The sequence below is a fragment of the Shewanella insulae genome, from assembly GCF_009831655.1.
Taxonomy (GTDB): Bacteria; Pseudomonadota; Gammaproteobacteria; order Enterobacterales; family Shewanellaceae; genus Shewanella; species Shewanella insulae.
In genome coordinates this window covers 191,965-208,416 of sequence record NZ_WRPA01000003.1, presented here as the reverse complement: position 1 = coordinate 208,416, position 16,452 = coordinate 191,965, and the positions used below count along the sequence as shown (strand labels likewise).

Sequence of the window (16,452 nt, the reverse complement as noted above, 5' to 3'; positions counted from 1 at the left end):
TACTCGTAGGGACTTTAACGAAATGCCTACCTTAGCGTACGTTTGTCAACAGCATTGGCTTTATCGCTAGTGAAGGGCTCTGATAGCAGCACGCACTCCTCTACCTCTTTAATAAAGTACTTCTTTCCCTTAGCATCTGTTAATTGTTTGCCTGGAAGGCCGGCTATTCTAAGCGGTAACTGGCTTTCTTCCCACCGATAAAAAACAACTTGCTCACCCTTTTGGGCACTACTAATGAAACACTTATACTCTTGCATCTTGGCATAGGTTGGAGTTATCAATGCAATCGACATGATACACATCGTTGTACTAAGCAGCTTAATCATTTCCAACACTCCTTTGACGGGCCTTTTACACCGGCATCCGTCATGGTAATTGTTGCACAGGCTGTATCCCGACTTGCCTGAGAACCTATTGCCGTTGCAGTAACCTTAAATGTAGAGCCTCCAGTAGAGCTAACCTTATAATGCTCATGCTCAGTAACCAAAGGGTTTGCACTCATACCTAATTTGGTTAAATCACTGGCATAAGTCCTGTTGTCCAGATAGTACTGCTCTTGAAGATTGGCAACCTCCATCACCACAGCGACGCCTTCTGCCCGACCACTTTTGATCACATAGTCAATATAAGAGGGGTAAGCTATTGCAGCCAATATCCCTACTATAGCAACTGTGATCATCACTTCTATCAAGGTAAAGCCCTTTAATTTCAGCATTTGTTAATTCTTCTCATCCAAGTGATAATAAATTCTATTAGTACTCAATCCACTACCTAAAGACACGGTACCCTTACACTCTCCCTCTTCACACTCACCTTTACCCACACCTATGATGTAGGCGATAGAATCTTCCCCTTCTTCCGGCTTAGGTATTACGATCTGGGGCGTGTCAGGTACCCTTTCACCAATTTCATAATAGGTTTCGCTATAAGACCTGGTCCCCCTATGCAAATCAAATACATATAATCGTCCTTGTCCTGCAAAACCACATATTCCAGCTTCCAAATCGACATCAGTTCGAGTCGGTGGAATGAAAGAAGTAAAATAGACTTTTCCATCAAATATCAATGATGCGGACAGGGTCTTTTCCCCTGCAACACTATAATCGTAAAACCATCCACGTTTGGTTCCAAAAGTAACATTCTCACTTTGAGATGAAGGCGCAGCCGTGGTGACATCATAAAGATCACTAATGGTTAGCTCTGTTGGTGCATCAGTACTTGTAAAGGTTTTTGTCACCACATTACGATCTTGAAATACATAGAACATGTCATTCGTATTTATATCAAGAGGGTGGGTTCGATTTCCCGTACCTATAGTCACGGCATCGTAGGGAATACTCTGATAAGTGAGATCACCGCTATTATCATGAATATTGTTGAATTGAGTCTGTGCAACCGATGGTTCGGCAAAGAACATCCTGTCATTTGGGGAGGTAGATGTCGCAATAGATGCAAACTTGAACGTAGACCAAGTCGATTGCGTTGTTTCCGGCAAATCTATACGCCAAATATTACCACCAACATCTGCCGCATATATTCTATCGGTAATGCCATCATTATTACTGTCTAAAACAGCAACCTTATTAGGCACACTTGCCATACCAGTCGCAGAGAATTTCTTAATAAAAGCACCGGATTTGGCATTTACAATATAAACAGCCTCTCCTGTACCTTCACTCGAAGCCATGCCCCCACCAATCACTAACACAGGGTCATCAATACCTGGTACAAAGGTAACAACGGGCTCTGACCAAGATTGCCCTAGCTCTTCAAATCCAGTCGAATTAGTATCTATTTTCCACTTAAAACTTGGTACATCCGGATTAGTAATATCCAAGGCATAATAAGAGGTTCCACCTCTACGCATACCAAGGAATACCCAAGCCTTATTGACTTTTCCACTGGAATCCGTCTCTGTATAGGCTACCGGAGAAAGATCCATTCCATATACGCTATGCGCTCCCGTAGGAGCATTCTCTCTTAACTTAGGAATATTACTCCAAAGTTCTTGAGGCAAAAATGCCCAAGACTCAGACACAGTACCTACAGAATAGTCGTTACTCCCCGTGTCAGAATCTTTAAACATGTGCACAAGGCCCTGATTGGTACCAACTATGACTCGAACATCCAAGTTCTCTGTACCATCTGTATTTGGTTTATCACCAAAGTTTATTGCTAACGGCTTAGAGTGAAGCGGATCCCCCATAATATCTTCTCTGGCATCATATATATTGCCGTCGTTGTCATCATCATCGACATCGACACCAAACAACCAGTCTAAATCCTCTTGCGAGTAGGAAGATGCAAAACCAGAAACCCGGATATCCACAATACTAGAACTAGAATTAGTCTTTATATTGCGATTTTTTAAGGTCGACCTCAAAATGGGTAGCACACCGCCAGAATTAACCTTATTCCCATCGACATTATTCGCTGGACAAGTGTTCCAATAGGTACAAGTAGAGGGAGCAATATTGCCATTTGAATCTATCGCCTTACTAGTACCTCCAGGCCCAACAATCTCACCGGACGAATTCACTTTTAGCTTTTTAAGATTCCCACTCCACCTAGGCCCTTTGCCTGGTAAAAACATCGCAAAGTAAGCCGAATTATAGGTCTGCGTTTTATCGAAGTTGTTACTTGCAATACTTGGTGAAGTAAACGACGAGTCTATCGACAAGATTGACTTTAAGGCATCATCCATAGCCGCTACGAGATCAAGACCATTCTTCGCAACATAATAACCTTTAGATACCCCCGAATCATCTCTAGGGTTCCCTCCCCTGAAAGCGGCTTCTTCCAATAATTTGGCAGCGACGTCAGCTCCTTCAGAAAAACCTATCGTAAATAATCTAACATTTTGTTGATTATCTATACCGTTAGCGTCTTTGACTCCCTTCACCATGTCGTTGTTATACATATAAGCGGCTAAGGCAGGTAGATAACTGGTTTCCGTTTCGCCCCAAGAATTGACAAAATCAAACCCAGAATAATTCGCTGTATTTTCGGCAGAAGCAGTTAAAGAGGTGATCGCGCTATCAGCGTTACTATCAATTGTCGGAGCACCATCGGTAATATAAATAATATAGGCCGTATCGGGGCACTTTTTAAATGGCGTAGTATAATTTCCTCCTGTAAGAATGCTTGGAGGGGAGTTAGGAATATACCCATCAATCTTATAACTCCCCTGAGCATTCTTATCATCATTACCAAAAGTAACAGGCCCACCACTAAAGTACTGGTAAGCCTCATAAAGAGTTTCGCATAAAGGGGTGTTGGTTTGAGCTGGCATACCATTAATCAAAGAAATCAAGGAATTCTGATTTGTAGAGGTCATTTCCTGAATGTCATAGACAATACGCCCGCCATCTGCATCACCTTCATATGGATAATTCAAATTAAACACTGCTAAACCAGCGTCAATAGGAATAGACAAAGAGGTTAACGCCGTAGTCAATGCATCCTTAGCGACTTCGAGACGAGTCCCTGTACCCCCACTGTTTTGTCCCTCCTCAGTAGTCGTGACCCACTGATACCAAACAAGATAGTGGGCCGTATATAGTGTCACAGGAGTACCTTTGCCAAACTCGGTACCATCTAAACTTAATTCTCTATCGGTAGCAGTGGCTCCAGATGTATACATCTCTTTGGAATCTATAGGATAACCATCAGCAAAGGCAACTGTGCCCCCCCCCTGCTTTTTCCGCCCCGGGTTTTTGGGGTCAGACTCTAGAATATCTTGATGACAATCAACAATCTGCCCAGTATTAAATCCTTCATTATCGGCAAGCGGATACCACTTACCAGTCTTCCCACTGGATTTAAACTCACGTAAATATCCCGTATATCGTCCTCGCTCTTTCAGGGCAATTGCAGCTTTATTACAGTTATTATTATCAGCGTAAAAACGACGCGAATCTTTCGGCGCATCAGGTGTCGGCATATTACTCGTGTTATCTATGCCCCCGGCATTCCAATAAATTCCATTGTCGTTTATATAACCTGAGTAACCGGCTAAGTAGTCAGCGAAACCATCGGCATAGTCACAAACACCGTTTAATTTATCATCAGCTGAACAATAGGAGCTAGTCGCATTCTGATCTTCTGTTGACATACTTCCCGAATTATCAAATACAAATAAAACCTGAGGCCTCTTACCCGAGCGAACGCTTGTATCAATTAAATAGAGTTCAGTATCATCAGCAAGCGATACGCCCGAAGCCACTGTAGCCGCCATTACTGCACTACATAGTATTTTCTTAAACATAATCCTAGTTTCCTGTAAGCACTTGCTGTTCGATACCTGAAGCGACGGTTAAAGAGCCGAGATTGTCACGACCGAAAACGGCAGTACTGGTAACCTGAGCACGACGACAGCTCACTAAGTTAGCCCCGGTGGCATTGGTTGTTCTTTGGCAGCCAACATCCCTAACTCCCCCCTCGGGGAGTGGCGTTATAACTTGCGTGCTATTAAACGTCGTTTCATTAACTTCGCTGTCAAGATTAGCGAAGGCTGCGCCAGCGTAATTACTGATAATTTGCGATAATCCACCATTTGCTATCGCTTTAGCCTCTAACCTTTCGGATCCTGCACCAGACATTCGCAGAGATTGGGTCGAGTTAACGGCTAACGAGACACCAATTACAGTCATGATAATGAGAATAATCAAAGAGAGAAAAAGTACGATTCCCTGCTGTTTCTTCATCATCTTTAACTCCTTATCAATACAGGGTTTTCAAGCACAACGGTTGTCGACATAACCTTACGTCTAAAACTATCTTTAATAGGCTGTATCTGTTTGTCACCCAATTGATAGGTGGTCTCATTCGTATAAGAAGGATCGCTTTGAACCGAACGAACCAGAACAAAAACCTTTATCGCGACCAAACGTTGAAATGATTCGTTATCCCACATTAAAGAGGTTACCTGAGACTCAGGAATGTAACGATCTGGTGTACTATCACCATCATTATCAAACCCATAAAGGAAACGAACATTCTCAATACCCTCAACCAACTGCTCAAAATTATTCATTCCACTATCGGTTAGGGTAATACGTCTTAACACCGGCGTTCCTGCCGCATCATCTGCAATATAATAGACATGATGCTGATACTCCCAGATTCGAGGATTGGTCAGCGCAGCAGCAGGGGTGCCACCAACAAAAAATGCAACTTCACTGGAGTTTGTTGCAGCAAAGATAGCGTCACTATTACCATTTGCGACACTAGGCCCAATAAATCGCTTCATCTGTAAAACATCGGTATTTTTATTAACCGTCACACCAGCCAAGCAGGTTAATGAGCTACTTCCAACACCACTTTCGTATCCCCACAATCGCCTAAAATGAGCAGGTTGCGTATTAGGAAGCGTTGCATTATTTAATCCGGCGCCAACGCAATCATCGAAGCCCGTTGTCGGCACTTCGAGAACTGTGTTTGTCCCTACAACAAAATCCGTTCCTGTAATATCCCCCATAAATCCTAGCTGAGAGATATCACGCTCCATTATGGCAAGAGCTATCCGTCCATTTTCTTGCAATTGATTAAACTGGCTTGTAGTCGTCACATTCGAGGACGACATACTGAACATAGTAAACAGACCTGCCGATAAAAACAGACTGATAACGAGAGCAACCATCATCTCAACGAGTGACAGGCCCAGCTGTTTATTTTTTATTTTCAAAGCCATACTCACCTATGTACTCACTATGACTGTTTGAATTGAATATAGGCGGCGTCTTTTACTCGCACTGCCACAATCACCCGAGCTTCCTCCATCGGATGTTGCTCTTATGCCTTTCCAAGCCATCACGACATTAACCGTATTACCATTGACAGTGACACAGGCTGTCGGAGTGTCTAACCCCCCAACATTTTTCCCTCCCACAACTTCAGCTGCACCAATAAAGGCTGAACGCCACTCATATAGATCCCAAGCGACAGTCTGAACAGGAGAACACAAAGCTGCACCAGTGCAAGCTAGAGAAGGCAAAGATGGTGCACCACTAAAGGTACCTGCGTAGCTAGCTAATTGAGTTGAATTTAACCGCATGCGATTAATGATATCGTTGGCATAGTATGAAGCCTGGGTCTGCTGAAAAGACTCGAAGCTACCTCGTTTCGAAACCACGTGAAGATTAAATATGCCGATCAGGCCAATAACAAGAATGACGAGTGATACCATCACCTCAATTAGGGAAAACCCTTTCCCACGTTTCACCATGATGTCAAATCTCCGATATTAGCCATACTTTTGACAGTCGCCTGAGCCGTTTAGTCTTTTAAAATCTGAATGTTAGCATAACTTTAAACTATACTAGTTAATCATAGATTAGTCGAATGTTACTCGCTAGTAATATTAGGTCTAAAAAAGAATTTCAATATTCCCATGGCATTTTTCAACCAACAAAAAAGGAGACCTAAGCCTCCTTTTTTCGTCAAAACAACAAGATATCTAACGCAATTCAGCCGGAACTGCGAACACTGTATCTTCCTTACGCCCCTCAACCTCTGTGATCACACTCGGTGCTAACTTGGCAATCGCATCGATCACTTGTTGTACTAACACCTCTGGCGCCGACGCCCCGGCGGTCACGGCAACCTTCTCGATATTGTCAAACCATTCAGACTGTATATCGTCGGCATTGTCGACCAAGTAGGCCTGTGTGCCTTTCTTGATGGCCAACTCCATCAAACGGTTTGAATTAGAGCTGTTCTTGGAGCCCACCACAATAAAGAGATCGACATCATCGGCAACATTACGTACCGCATCCTGTCTGTTTTGAGTCGCATAACAGATATCGTCTTTACGCGGTCCCTGGATTGACGGGAAGCGTTTCTGCAAGGCGGCAATAACGTCTGCAGTATCATCCATAGACAGGGTTGTCTGTGTCACGAAGCAGAGATTTTCCGGATCTTTCACCACCAAAGCCTCTACATCGGCTGGCGACTCCACCAACAACACACCCCCCTCAGGGTTGTCGTACTGTCCCATGGTGCCTTCTACCTCAGGGTGGCCCGCATGACCGATAAGGATGCACTCAATTCCCTTGCGACTGGCACGGGTAACCTGAAGGTGGACCTTGGTCACCAAGGGACAGGTCGCATCGAATACCCTCAGACCGCGCTTCTTCGCCTCGGCGCGAACCGCCTGAGATACACCGTGGGCACTGAAGATCACTATGCTGTCATCAGGTACCTGATCCAGCTCATCGACAAACACTGCGCCTCTGTCTTTGAGGTTTTGCACAACATATCGGTTATGCACCACTTCGTGGCGCACATAAATAGGCGGCGAAAACAGCTCGAGCGCTCTTTCGACTATGCTGATAGCCCGATCGACACCGGCACAAAAACCGCGCGGGTTAGCCAGCTTTATCTGTAGACTTTGTGGAGGTTGCGTCATGATTAGAGCTCCTGAACCACTTCCAATTCAAATGTCACGGCCCGGCCCGCTAATGGATGGTTAAGATCTACGGTTACCGAATCCCCAATGACCTCGCGAACAATACCAGGGATCTCACTGCCACCCGGACCGGCAAAGCTGACGATAACGCCCGTTTCCAGTGTCATATCGGCCGGAAACTTACTCCTGTCCATATGATGAATGGCGTCAGGATTTGACTCACCGAAGGCATCGGCTGCCGCTAGGGTAAAGCTATGCTTATCCCCTTGCTTCAACCCCTCAAGCTCGGCCTCAAACGCGGGGCTCAAGCTCTGATCGCCAATATTTAACTGGGCGGGTTTACCTGATGATTTAGTGCTATCGGCGGTTGAGCCATCCTCCAGCACAATATTCATATGGCACAATAATGAACGTGTAACTGTCACTTCTTACCCCTTTGCAACGTCTTCGCCGTTTGGCTTACGCTCCGAAATAAACGAATCTAAGATGATGAGTCCGGCGCCAACACAGATCGCCGAATCGGCAATGTTGAAAGCAGGGAAATGGCTGGTCTTCCAATAAAAATCGAGAAAATCGACCACAAAGCCATGCTGCAAGCGATCGATTAAATTGCCCAGCGCTCCACCTATTACCAAGGTATAGGCTAGGTTCAATCGCCACAATCCTTTCGATTGCTTACGTAACCAGACGGTCAGCAAGGTACTGAAGCCGACGGCAACCAAAGTAAACAGCCAACGCTGCCACCCTCCGGCATCACTCAAAAAACTAAAGGCGGCACCATAATTTCTCACATAGGTGAAATTAAAAAATGGCAGCAGGTTAATTGACTCTCTCAGGTCAAAATTGGCTAATACCCATTGTTTGGATAGTTGATCGGCGATAAACACCAATACAACTACCCAATACCAACGCAAGCCACTCTCTTTCCAGCTAGATGGCATTCGAATCCCTTATGCGAACTGACGAACTTCGCCGTCACCTTCGATGTTGGTGACACAACGGGTACATAGCAGAGGATGCGCTTCGACCTGACCCACATCTTCTCTGTGGTGCCAACAACGATCGCATTTAGCCGCCTCAGTCTTAGCCACTAATAGCTTAAGTCCGGCCAACTCAGTCTCAACCGCATCGTCACCGGCGCTCGCCAGAGGCGCGATCTGGGTATTGGAGGTCAAGAGCACGAAACGCAGCTCATCGCCCAGCGTCGCCAGAGACTCACTTAACGCCTCATCCGCATAGAGAGTCACTTCGGCTTCTAACGAGCCACCTACACGCTGCTCACGGCGAGCCTGTTCGATGGCCTTATTTACCTCATCACGTACGGTGATCAGGCTCGCCCAGTAATCATCGCTCAAATCGCTGTCTAGGGTCACAAAAGCCAGGCCCTCGTACCAAGTCTGGGTAAAGACATACTCTTCGCGTTCACCCGGCAGCGATTGCCATACCTCATCGGCGGTGAAGCTTAGAATAGGTGCAATCCAGCGCACCATGGCTTCGGCGATCAGGAACAGTGCGCTCTGGCAGCTGCGACGGGCCAAGCTGTCACCCTTAGCCGTGTATTGTCTGTCTTTGATGATATCCAGATAGAAGCTGCCTAGCTCGACAGAGCAGAACTGCATCAGTTTCTGGGTCACCAAGTGGAAGTTATATTGCTCGTAGGCCTCCAAGATCTCGGTTTGCAGCGCAGCTGCGCGACGAACCACCCAGCGATCCAGTGCCACCATATCTTCGACGGCAACCGTGTCTTTAACCGGATCGAATCCGTTCAGGTTAGCCAGCAGGAAACGCGCCGTGTTACGGATACGACGGTAGGCATCGGCACTACGCTTAAGGATCTCGTCCGACACTGTCATCTCGCCGCTGTAATCGGTCGCCGCCACCCAAAGGCGTAGAATATCGGCACCTAGCTTATTGGTGACCTGAAGTGGCGCAATCACGTTACCGATAGACTTAGACATCTTACGGCCCTGACCGTCCACAGTGAAACCATGGGTCAATACCTGCTTGTATGGCGCCTTACCGCTCATGGCGGTAGAGATCATCAGTGACGACATGAACCAACCACGGTGCTGGTCACTACCTTCCAGATAAAGGTCGACAGGATGACCATTGTATTCTGGACGCGCGGCAACCACTGACGAGAAGGTAGAACCTGAGTCATACCATACATCTAGTGTATCGGTAACCTTACGGTATTGGTCGGCTTCATCGCCCAGTAGCTCTGATGCGTCGAGATCCCACCAAGCCTGAATGCCTTCCTGCTCGATGCGATGGGCTACACGCTCCATCAGGGCAACGCTATCAGGGTGTAGATCTTCGGTTTCACGATGTACGAACAGGGTAATAGGTACACCCCAGGTACGTTGACGTGAGATACACCAATCGGGACGGTTCTCAACCATCTTCTCGATGCGGCTCTGACCCCAGTCAGGGATCCATTGTGTTTTCTCGATCTCGCTCAGTGACTGAGTGCGCAGCCCTTTCTGGTCCATAGAGATGAACCACTGCGGCGTCGCGCGGAAGATAATAGGCGTCTTATGGCGCCAGCAGTGTGGGTAACTGTGACGATAGGCCACATGATTCAGCAGCGCGTCTTTCTCTTCGAGCAGGGCAACTACATTATCGTTAGCTTTAAAGACATGCTGACCGGCAAAGAACTCGGTATCAGCCTTATAAACGCCGTTATCCCCTACTGGGTTAGCCACTTCCAGGCCATATTTTTGACCGATCACGAAGTCGTCCTGACCATGGCCCGGCGCGGTGTGTACGACACCGGTACCCGAATCGACGGTGACGTGGTCACCGATGATAACAGGCACATCGAAATCATAGAAAGGATGCTTAAAACGCAGTAGCTCTAGCGATTGGCCTTTGGCTGAACCTAGTACGTGGTGCGACTCGGCGCCGTAACGCTCGATGCAAGACTCAACCAGCTCCTGCGCCACTATGATCGCATGCTTGCTACCTTCTTTAGTGAACTCGACCAGATCGTAATCGATATCGCCAGCCATAGAGAGGCCGCGGTTAGCAGGCAGTGTCCAAGGCGTTGTCGTCCAGATAACGGTCGCAACTTCGGCGTCACACTGCTCCAAGCCAAATTTAGCCAACACGGCGGCTTGGTCTACCGCCTTGAAAGTAACATCGATTGCCGGCGAGGTCTTATCTTCATATTCCACCTCGGCTTCAGCCAGTGCAGAACCACAATCGGTACACCAGTGCACAGGCTTAACGCCTTTATGCAGGTGGCCATTGTCGATCACCTTAGCCAAAGAGCGAACTATGTTAGCCTCTGTATCGAAGTTCATGGTGAGGTAAGGATTTTGCCAGTCGCCCAGCACGCCGAGGCGGATAAAGTCTTCACGTTGGCCGTCAACCTGAGCCGCGGCGTACTCGCGACACTTTTGGCGGAACTCAGCCGCAGACACCTTCTGCCCAGGCTTACCCACCTTCTGCTCGACCTTAAGCTCGATTGGCAGACCGTGACAATCCCAACCTGGTATATAAGGCGCATCGAAGCCTGACAGCGTCTTAGACTTGATAATAATGTCTTTAAGGATCTTATTTACTGAGTGACCAATATGAATGCTACCGTTAGCGTACGGTGGGCCATCGTGCAGAATAAATGGCTTGGCACCTGTGCGGCTTTCACGAATCTTTTGGTACAGCTTGTTTTCTGTCCAAGATTTCAACATCTCTGGCTCGCGTTTTGCCAGATTACCACGCATCGGAAACTCAGTTTCCGGCAAGTTTAAAGTAGATTTATAGTCGCTCATTGATCCTATACCGTTAATTTAGCTGATAGCACTCAGCCTGCATCGCAGCCAAGCAGGGCCTTAGCCCTGTCAGCATCATCTTTAATTTGTAGCTTCAGCGCATCTAATGACTTAAATGGCTGTTCGTCCCTAATCTTTGCCACCAACTCGACTTCGACGGTACGACCATAAAGGTCCCCTTCAAAATCAAATAGATGGACTTCTAACTGACAGTTTTGTCCGTTGACCGTAGGCCTAAAGCCAACATTGGCCACCCCTTCATAGATATCACTACCATCCCAATACAACTTGACGGCAAAGACCCCCCTAACCGGAGATACCTTGCGTTTCAAGGCGATATTGGCGGTGGGAAAGCCTATGGTACGGCCGATTTTCTCCCCATGGGCAACCTTACCACTCAGTGCGAAAGGATGACCTAGCAGGCGCCTTGCCTGTTCCAGGTTGCCCTTGGCGAGCAGTGCCCGAATCTCGGTGGAGCTCACTCGCTTGTCACCCAGGATAAAACTCTGAGTATTAACCACCGCAAAACCATGTTTCTCGCCCGCAGCCTTTAGCATCTCAAAGTTACCGCGTCGCTGCTTGCCAAAACAGAAGTCATCCCCCACCACCAGGTATTTCACCCCGAGCTGCTTCACCAGAAGCTCCTCGACAAAGGCTTCGGCGGGCATGGCGGCAAACTTCTTATTGAAATTGACGCAAAGCAGGCGATCTATGCCTAACTCGTCGAGCAAGACAATCTTATCGCGAAGCAGGCTCAGCCTGGCCGGGGCATTCTCCCCCTTAAACAACTCTTGCGGCTGAGGTTCGAAAGTCATGAGTGTCGCAGGAACCCCATGTTGCTTGGCTTTTTTTACAAGGGCCGCAATGACTTCGGCATGCCCACGATGCACGCCATCAAAGTTCCCAATAGTCAGCACGCAACCCTGGTGTCTGGGTAAAATATTATGTATACCGCGGATCAGTTCCATTACATTCAATAACTAGCAAGCATAAGTTCGCGGATTATATACCAGCTGAGAAGGATAATCAGCAATCAAAACCCAGCTTTCATCCTCCAGGGGCGAATTCCTAACAATAACATAGCCAGGAGGTAGACCACAGCCCCAACACCAATCAAATAGGCAAGCTGAGTTGCCCTTGCCACAAAGGAGAGTGTCAACCAAGTATCCATGCTTGGTAACAGTTGGTATAAGGCAATAATCATCAACCCTGCGGCCACCAGGGTTTTTCCCATAAACACAAAGGTCTGGCGAGGAATTTGGTACACCCCGGCGCGGTGCAGGCCTCTATAGAGCAGGCTGGCATTGAGCAGCGCCGACAGCGAGGTAGCAATCGCCAGCCCCACATAACCGAAGGGAAACACAAAAATCAGGTTAAATACCATGTTACTCACCATGGCAACTATGCCGTAACGCACAGGGGTTTTAGTGTCTTGGCGGGAGTAATATCCTGGCGCCAAGACCTTGATCAACATGAAGCTTAACAGGCCTGAACCATAGGCCATCAGGCTATATGACGCCATATCCACGTCATCGGAGGTGAAGGCGCCACGCATAAAGAGCACCATCAACATCGGCTTGGCCAAGACGATCAGACCGCACATGGCGGGAACCCCCATGAGCAGAATAGCCTTGATCCCCCAGTCCATCGTCTTAGCAAAACCATCTCCTTCGGCATTGACATGCTTCTTCGACAGTGCCGGCAAGATAACGGTAGCGATGGCAATACCAAAAAGACCTAAGGGGAATTCCAACAAACGGTCAGAGTAATAAAGCCAGCTGATGGACCCCGTCACCAGGAAGCTAGCAATAAAGGTATCGAGTAGCAGGTTGATCTGCGACACAGACACGCCAAACAGTGCCGGAAGCATCAGGGTACGTATCTTAACAACCCCAGGGTGATGCCAACCCCACGACGGCTTAACCAGCGCTTTCTCTCTTAACAGAAAGGGGATTTGAAACAGAAACTGGATCAGCCCGCCGGCAAAGACCCCCCAGGCCAAGCCTATTTCCGGCCGGTCGAGTTTAGGTGCCAGAAACAACGCCGCGCTGATAATCGCCACATTCAAAAACACCGGCGTAAATGCCGATACCGCAAAACGGCCACGGGTATTGAGAATCGATCCCGCCAAGGCGGTAAAGGTGATAAACCAAAGATAAGGAAAGGTGATCTTCAACATCAAGGATGCCAGCTCAAACTTCTGACCATTGGGCTCATCGTTTAGCCAGGCCAAAAACCAACCGCCGCCAAAGAGGGCCGTTAACAGTGGCGAGGCGATCACCCCCACCAGAGTTACCAGGGTCACCACCAGTCCAAGCGTACCTGCCACCTTGGCCAGCAATTCGCGAACCACTAGGTCGTCATGTTTCTCTTGATATTCGGTCAATACGGGCACGAAGGCCTGGGCAAAGGCGCCTTCGGCAAACAAGCGGCGTAAAAAATTTGGGATCTTGTTGGCAAAAAAGAAGACGTCGGCGCTGCTCCCTGCTCCCATTAAATTGGCTATTACCACATCTCGCACTAAACCTAAAACACGAGAAATCAGCGTCATAGCACTCACAATCATGCCAGACTTAAAAAGTTTCTTGCTCAAAGCTCCCCCTGAAACGAGCACCACAGGTGTATCGAGCAAGTTAAAAAGTCGACTTACCCCCTGTCACCAAGCAGCAAATACTGCTAGAATTGCGCACCATATTACACGAGTTAGGTTGAAGAACGCCAAGTCTGCTCTGATTAATTTGTCTTTAAGATAAAGATCCGATCTTTGTCATTGACAAACTGACGAAAAAAAGGCATATTCCTCGACCTTTAAAAATATCTAACCCTTTTAGGAGTTGCACCTTGGCTAATAGCAAGTCTGCAAAGAAGCGCGCGCTTCAATCTGAAAAACGTCGTCAGCACAACGCTAGCCGTCGTTCTATGCTACGTTCTTACGTTAAGAAAGTAATCGCTGCAATCAACGCTGGCGATCACAAAGCGGCAACTGAAGCATTCAATGCTGCACAACCAATTGTTGACCGTATGGCGACTAAAGGTCTTATTCACAAGAATAAAGCCGCCCGTCATAAGGCTCGTCTAAACGCTAAGATCAAAGCACTAGCTGCTTAATCTCGTAGCGATATAAAAAAACCGGCTCAGGCCGGTTTTTTTGTGCCTGCTGTTAAATCAGCACTAGTTCAATCTCCCCTCTTTTCCCTGCCTGCATTAGAGTCACTCGACAATTTGCAAACACTCTATACGCGCAAAATCCTTAGCCTCAAAAAACAAAAAAGCTGATGGCCAGCAACCAATCAGCTTTCTATCTGCGCTATTCTTAAGCCGTCTAGTGGCAATAGATAGTGTTAAGTAACTTAATAATTTCAGAAACTTCCTTGCTTTTAAGCGAATAAAATACCGTTTGCGCTTCTTTTCGCGTTTCGACCAAATTGTCTTTACGAAGCCATGCTAAGTGTTGCGACAGCGCAGATTGGCTAAGCCCTAGCTTTTTATTCATCTCACCGACGCACATCTCACCTTCGCTCAACAAGTAGCATAAGATGAACAGCCGGCGCTCATTTGCTAAAGCCTTTAGCAATACAACAGCATTATCCGCTCGTTGCTGCATCAATTCTATATTCATTACGAGCAATTTCTCCTAAAACAAACCCCGGCACTAATATAGCGTTGACTTAAAGATATAGTCGGGACATAAAGCACACTTTTTGCTAGATTGTTTTCAAAAATGGGACATACGTAATAAAAATAAAGGAAACTCATGAAAAGCTCCCCTCTCATCCTCCTATCCACGCTCTTTTTCAGCGCTCTAGTGGCCTGTCAAGATGCGGCAGCAACAGACACAAATCAAAGCGTTAGCGCCCAGCTACAAGAGCAAGCACTCTCTTCGAGTCTGGCCTACGATATCGTCGAATCTCTCACGGTCGAGGTTGGTCCAAGGCTCGCGGGCAGCGACAAAGACTTGGTCGCCGTAGAGTGGGCCGAGAAGAAGCTCGGCTCACTGGGTTTTGATAAGGTCTACAAGGAAGCCGTACAGGTGCCCGTGTGGCAGCGTGGAGAAGCCAAAGCCAATATCGTCTCCCCTTATGCTCAGCCATTGGTGATCACCGCCCTGGGGGGCAGTGTCGGCACACCAGAAGAAGGCATTAGTGCCCCCGTGGTCCGTTTCGAGACCTTAGATGCACTTAAACAAGCCGATCCTAGCCTGGTTACCGGCAAGATAGTCTTTATCGATCACATCACCCCTAGATTCAAGACGGGCAAAGGCTATGGCATGACGGTGGGTGGGCGTTCACGAGGCGCCATCGCGGCGGCAGAGAAAGGCGCACTCGCCATAGTGATCCGCTCTATCGGTACTGACCATGACAGAATGGCCCATACCGGCATGATGCGTTACAAGGATGGCGTGGATAAGATCCCAGCCGCCGCCATGTCAAATCCTGACGCCGATCTCGTCACCCTGATGCTAAAGCGCGACCCCAATGTGGTATTGCATCTTGAGATGAGCCCTAAGAACCTCGGCTATGCCACTTCCTACAATGTCATTGCCGAGGTTACCGGCAGCAGTAAACCCGATGAGATAGTGCTCATCGGCGCTCACCTGGACTCTTGGGACGAAGGCACCGGCGCCATCGATGACGGCGCAGGAGTGGCCATCGTCACCGCAGCAGGCCATTATATCGCTCAGCTACCCGTTAAGCCTGCCCGCACGGTTCGTGTGGTGCTCTACGCAGCCGAAGAACTGGGGTTAATAGGCGGTAAGAGCTACGCCAAAGGCCATCAAGGGGAGCTGGCAAAACACTATATTGCGGCCGAATCGGACTTCGGCGCGGGGCGCATCTACCAGATCGACTTTAACGTCGCCGACAAGGCCTTCGACTCCGTGCAGGCTCACACTGTATCTATGCAGGATAATGGTGTAGCGCCTGGCAACAACAAGGCCTCAGGCGGACCAGATGTCTCCATGCTGCCAGACTATGGCGTACCCGTTGCGTCACTGAGGCAAGATGGCAGCGACTATTTCGACTACCATCACACACCAAACGATACCCTGGACAAGATAGATCCTGAGGCGCTGGCACAAAATGCGGCCGCCTACGCCCAGTTTGCTTATCTCATGGCGCAATCAGAGATTGAACTTAGACCTTTAACGCCTAAAGCCAAAAAGGTCATGCCAAGTAAGTGATAGCTAACCAACTTACGCAGACTTAATATGAAAAAAGCAGCTTCTATGGCTGCTTTTTTTCCTTCTTAGACCAAATCTGTTACAGGCTGCTG

General features: G+C 47.8%; 15 protein-coding genes. 2 read left to right on the top strand and 13 right to left on the bottom strand.

Annotation, left to right across the window (positions count from 1 at the left end; translation table 11 throughout):
* Nucleotides 1-26: 26 nt before the first annotated feature.
* From GNT65_RS05310 to murJ, 12 genes are all read right to left on the bottom strand, one after another.
* A complete protein-coding gene (locus GNT65_RS05310) occupies nucleotides 27-326 on the bottom strand; it encodes a TapY2 family type IVa secretion system protein (RefSeq protein ID WP_160794117.1) in 300 nt (99 codons plus the stop codon).
* Complete coding sequence (locus tag GNT65_RS05305) at nucleotides 323-715, bottom strand: type IV pilin protein (RefSeq protein ID WP_160794115.1); 393 nt, start codon at nucleotides 713-715, stop codon at nucleotides 323-325. Before GNT65_RS05305 ends, GNT65_RS05310 begins: the two co-directional genes overlap by 4 nt.
* 3 nt (nucleotides 716-718) lie before the next feature.
* On the bottom strand, nucleotides 719-4,267 hold the full coding sequence (locus GNT65_RS05300) for a pilus assembly protein (protein ID WP_160794113.1): 3,549 nt from the start codon (nucleotides 4,265-4,267) through the stop codon (nucleotides 719-721).
* A gap of 4 nt (nucleotides 4,268-4,271) precedes the next feature.
* A complete protein-coding gene (locus GNT65_RS05295) occupies nucleotides 4,272-4,706 on the bottom strand; it encodes a PilX N-terminal domain-containing pilus assembly protein (protein WP_160794274.1) in 435 nt (144 codons plus the stop codon).
* Nucleotides 4,707-4,711: 5 nt separating this feature from the next.
* On the bottom strand, nucleotides 4,712-5,692 hold the full coding sequence (locus tag GNT65_RS05290; RefSeq protein WP_160794111.1) for a PilW family protein: 981 nt from the start codon (nucleotides 5,690-5,692) through the stop codon (nucleotides 4,712-4,714).
* A gap of 6 nt (nucleotides 5,693-5,698) precedes the next feature.
* A complete protein-coding gene (pilV, locus tag GNT65_RS05285) occupies nucleotides 5,699-6,226 on the bottom strand; it encodes a type IV pilus modification protein PilV (RefSeq protein ID WP_160794109.1) in 528 nt (175 codons plus the stop codon).
* Nucleotides 6,227-6,457: 231 nt separating this feature from the next.
* On the bottom strand, nucleotides 6,458-7,408 hold the full coding sequence (ispH, locus tag GNT65_RS05280) for a 4-hydroxy-3-methylbut-2-enyl diphosphate reductase (RefSeq protein WP_160794107.1): 951 nt from the start codon (nucleotides 7,406-7,408) through the stop codon (nucleotides 6,458-6,460).
* A gap of 2 nt (nucleotides 7,409-7,410) precedes the next feature.
* The gene (gene fkpB, locus GNT65_RS05275) at nucleotides 7,411-7,833 is read right to left on the bottom strand and encodes an FKBP-type peptidyl-prolyl cis-trans isomerase (protein ID WP_160794105.1); all 423 of its coding nucleotides are present in this window, start codon (nucleotides 7,831-7,833) and stop codon (nucleotides 7,411-7,413) included.
* Between the two features lie 3 nt (nucleotides 7,834-7,836).
* Nucleotides 7,837-8,349: a signal peptidase II gene (lspA, locus tag GNT65_RS05270; protein WP_160794103.1), complete on the bottom strand. Its 513-nt coding sequence runs from the start codon at nucleotides 8,347-8,349 to the stop codon at nucleotides 7,837-7,839.
* Nucleotides 8,350-8,358: 9 nt separating this feature from the next.
* The gene (gene ileS / locus GNT65_RS05265) at nucleotides 8,359-11,181 is read right to left on the bottom strand and encodes an isoleucine--tRNA ligase (RefSeq protein ID WP_160794101.1); all 2,823 of its coding nucleotides are present in this window, start codon (nucleotides 11,179-11,181) and stop codon (nucleotides 8,359-8,361) included.
* A gap of 32 nt (nucleotides 11,182-11,213) precedes the next feature.
* The gene (gene ribF, locus GNT65_RS05260; protein ID WP_160794099.1) at nucleotides 11,214-12,149 is read right to left on the bottom strand and encodes a bifunctional riboflavin kinase/FAD synthetase; all 936 of its coding nucleotides are present in this window, start codon (nucleotides 12,147-12,149) and stop codon (nucleotides 11,214-11,216) included.
* A gap of 65 nt (nucleotides 12,150-12,214) precedes the next feature.
* Nucleotides 12,215-13,774 carry a murein biosynthesis integral membrane protein MurJ gene (murJ, locus tag GNT65_RS05255; protein WP_160794097.1) on the bottom strand — a complete coding sequence of 520 codons (1,560 nt, stop codon included), beginning with the start codon at nucleotides 13,772-13,774 and terminating at the stop codon, nucleotides 12,215-12,217.
* Between the two features lie 248 nt (nucleotides 13,775-14,022).
* Between murJ and rpsT the strand changes: the two genes are divergently transcribed.
* Nucleotides 14,023-14,289 (top strand): 30S ribosomal protein S20, encoded by a 267-nt coding sequence (gene rpsT / locus GNT65_RS05250; protein WP_160794095.1) that lies wholly within the window; start codon nucleotides 14,023-14,025, stop codon nucleotides 14,287-14,289.
* A 214-nt stretch (nucleotides 14,290-14,503) separates the two neighbouring features.
* Here the strand turns inward: rpsT and GNT65_RS05245 are convergent, their stop codons facing one another.
* Nucleotides 14,504-14,800, bottom strand: coding sequence for an ArsR/SmtB family transcription factor (locus tag GNT65_RS05245; protein WP_011864899.1), 297 nt, complete (start codon nucleotides 14,798-14,800; stop codon nucleotides 14,504-14,506).
* Nucleotides 14,801-14,935: 135 nt separating this feature from the next.
* On the opposite strand from GNT65_RS05245, the gene GNT65_RS05240 reads away from it, so the two are divergent.
* Complete coding sequence (locus GNT65_RS05240) at nucleotides 14,936-16,360, top strand: M28 family peptidase (protein ID WP_160794093.1); 1,425 nt, start codon at nucleotides 14,936-14,938, stop codon at nucleotides 16,358-16,360.
* The last annotated feature ends 92 nt before the right edge of the window (nucleotides 16,361-16,452 follow it).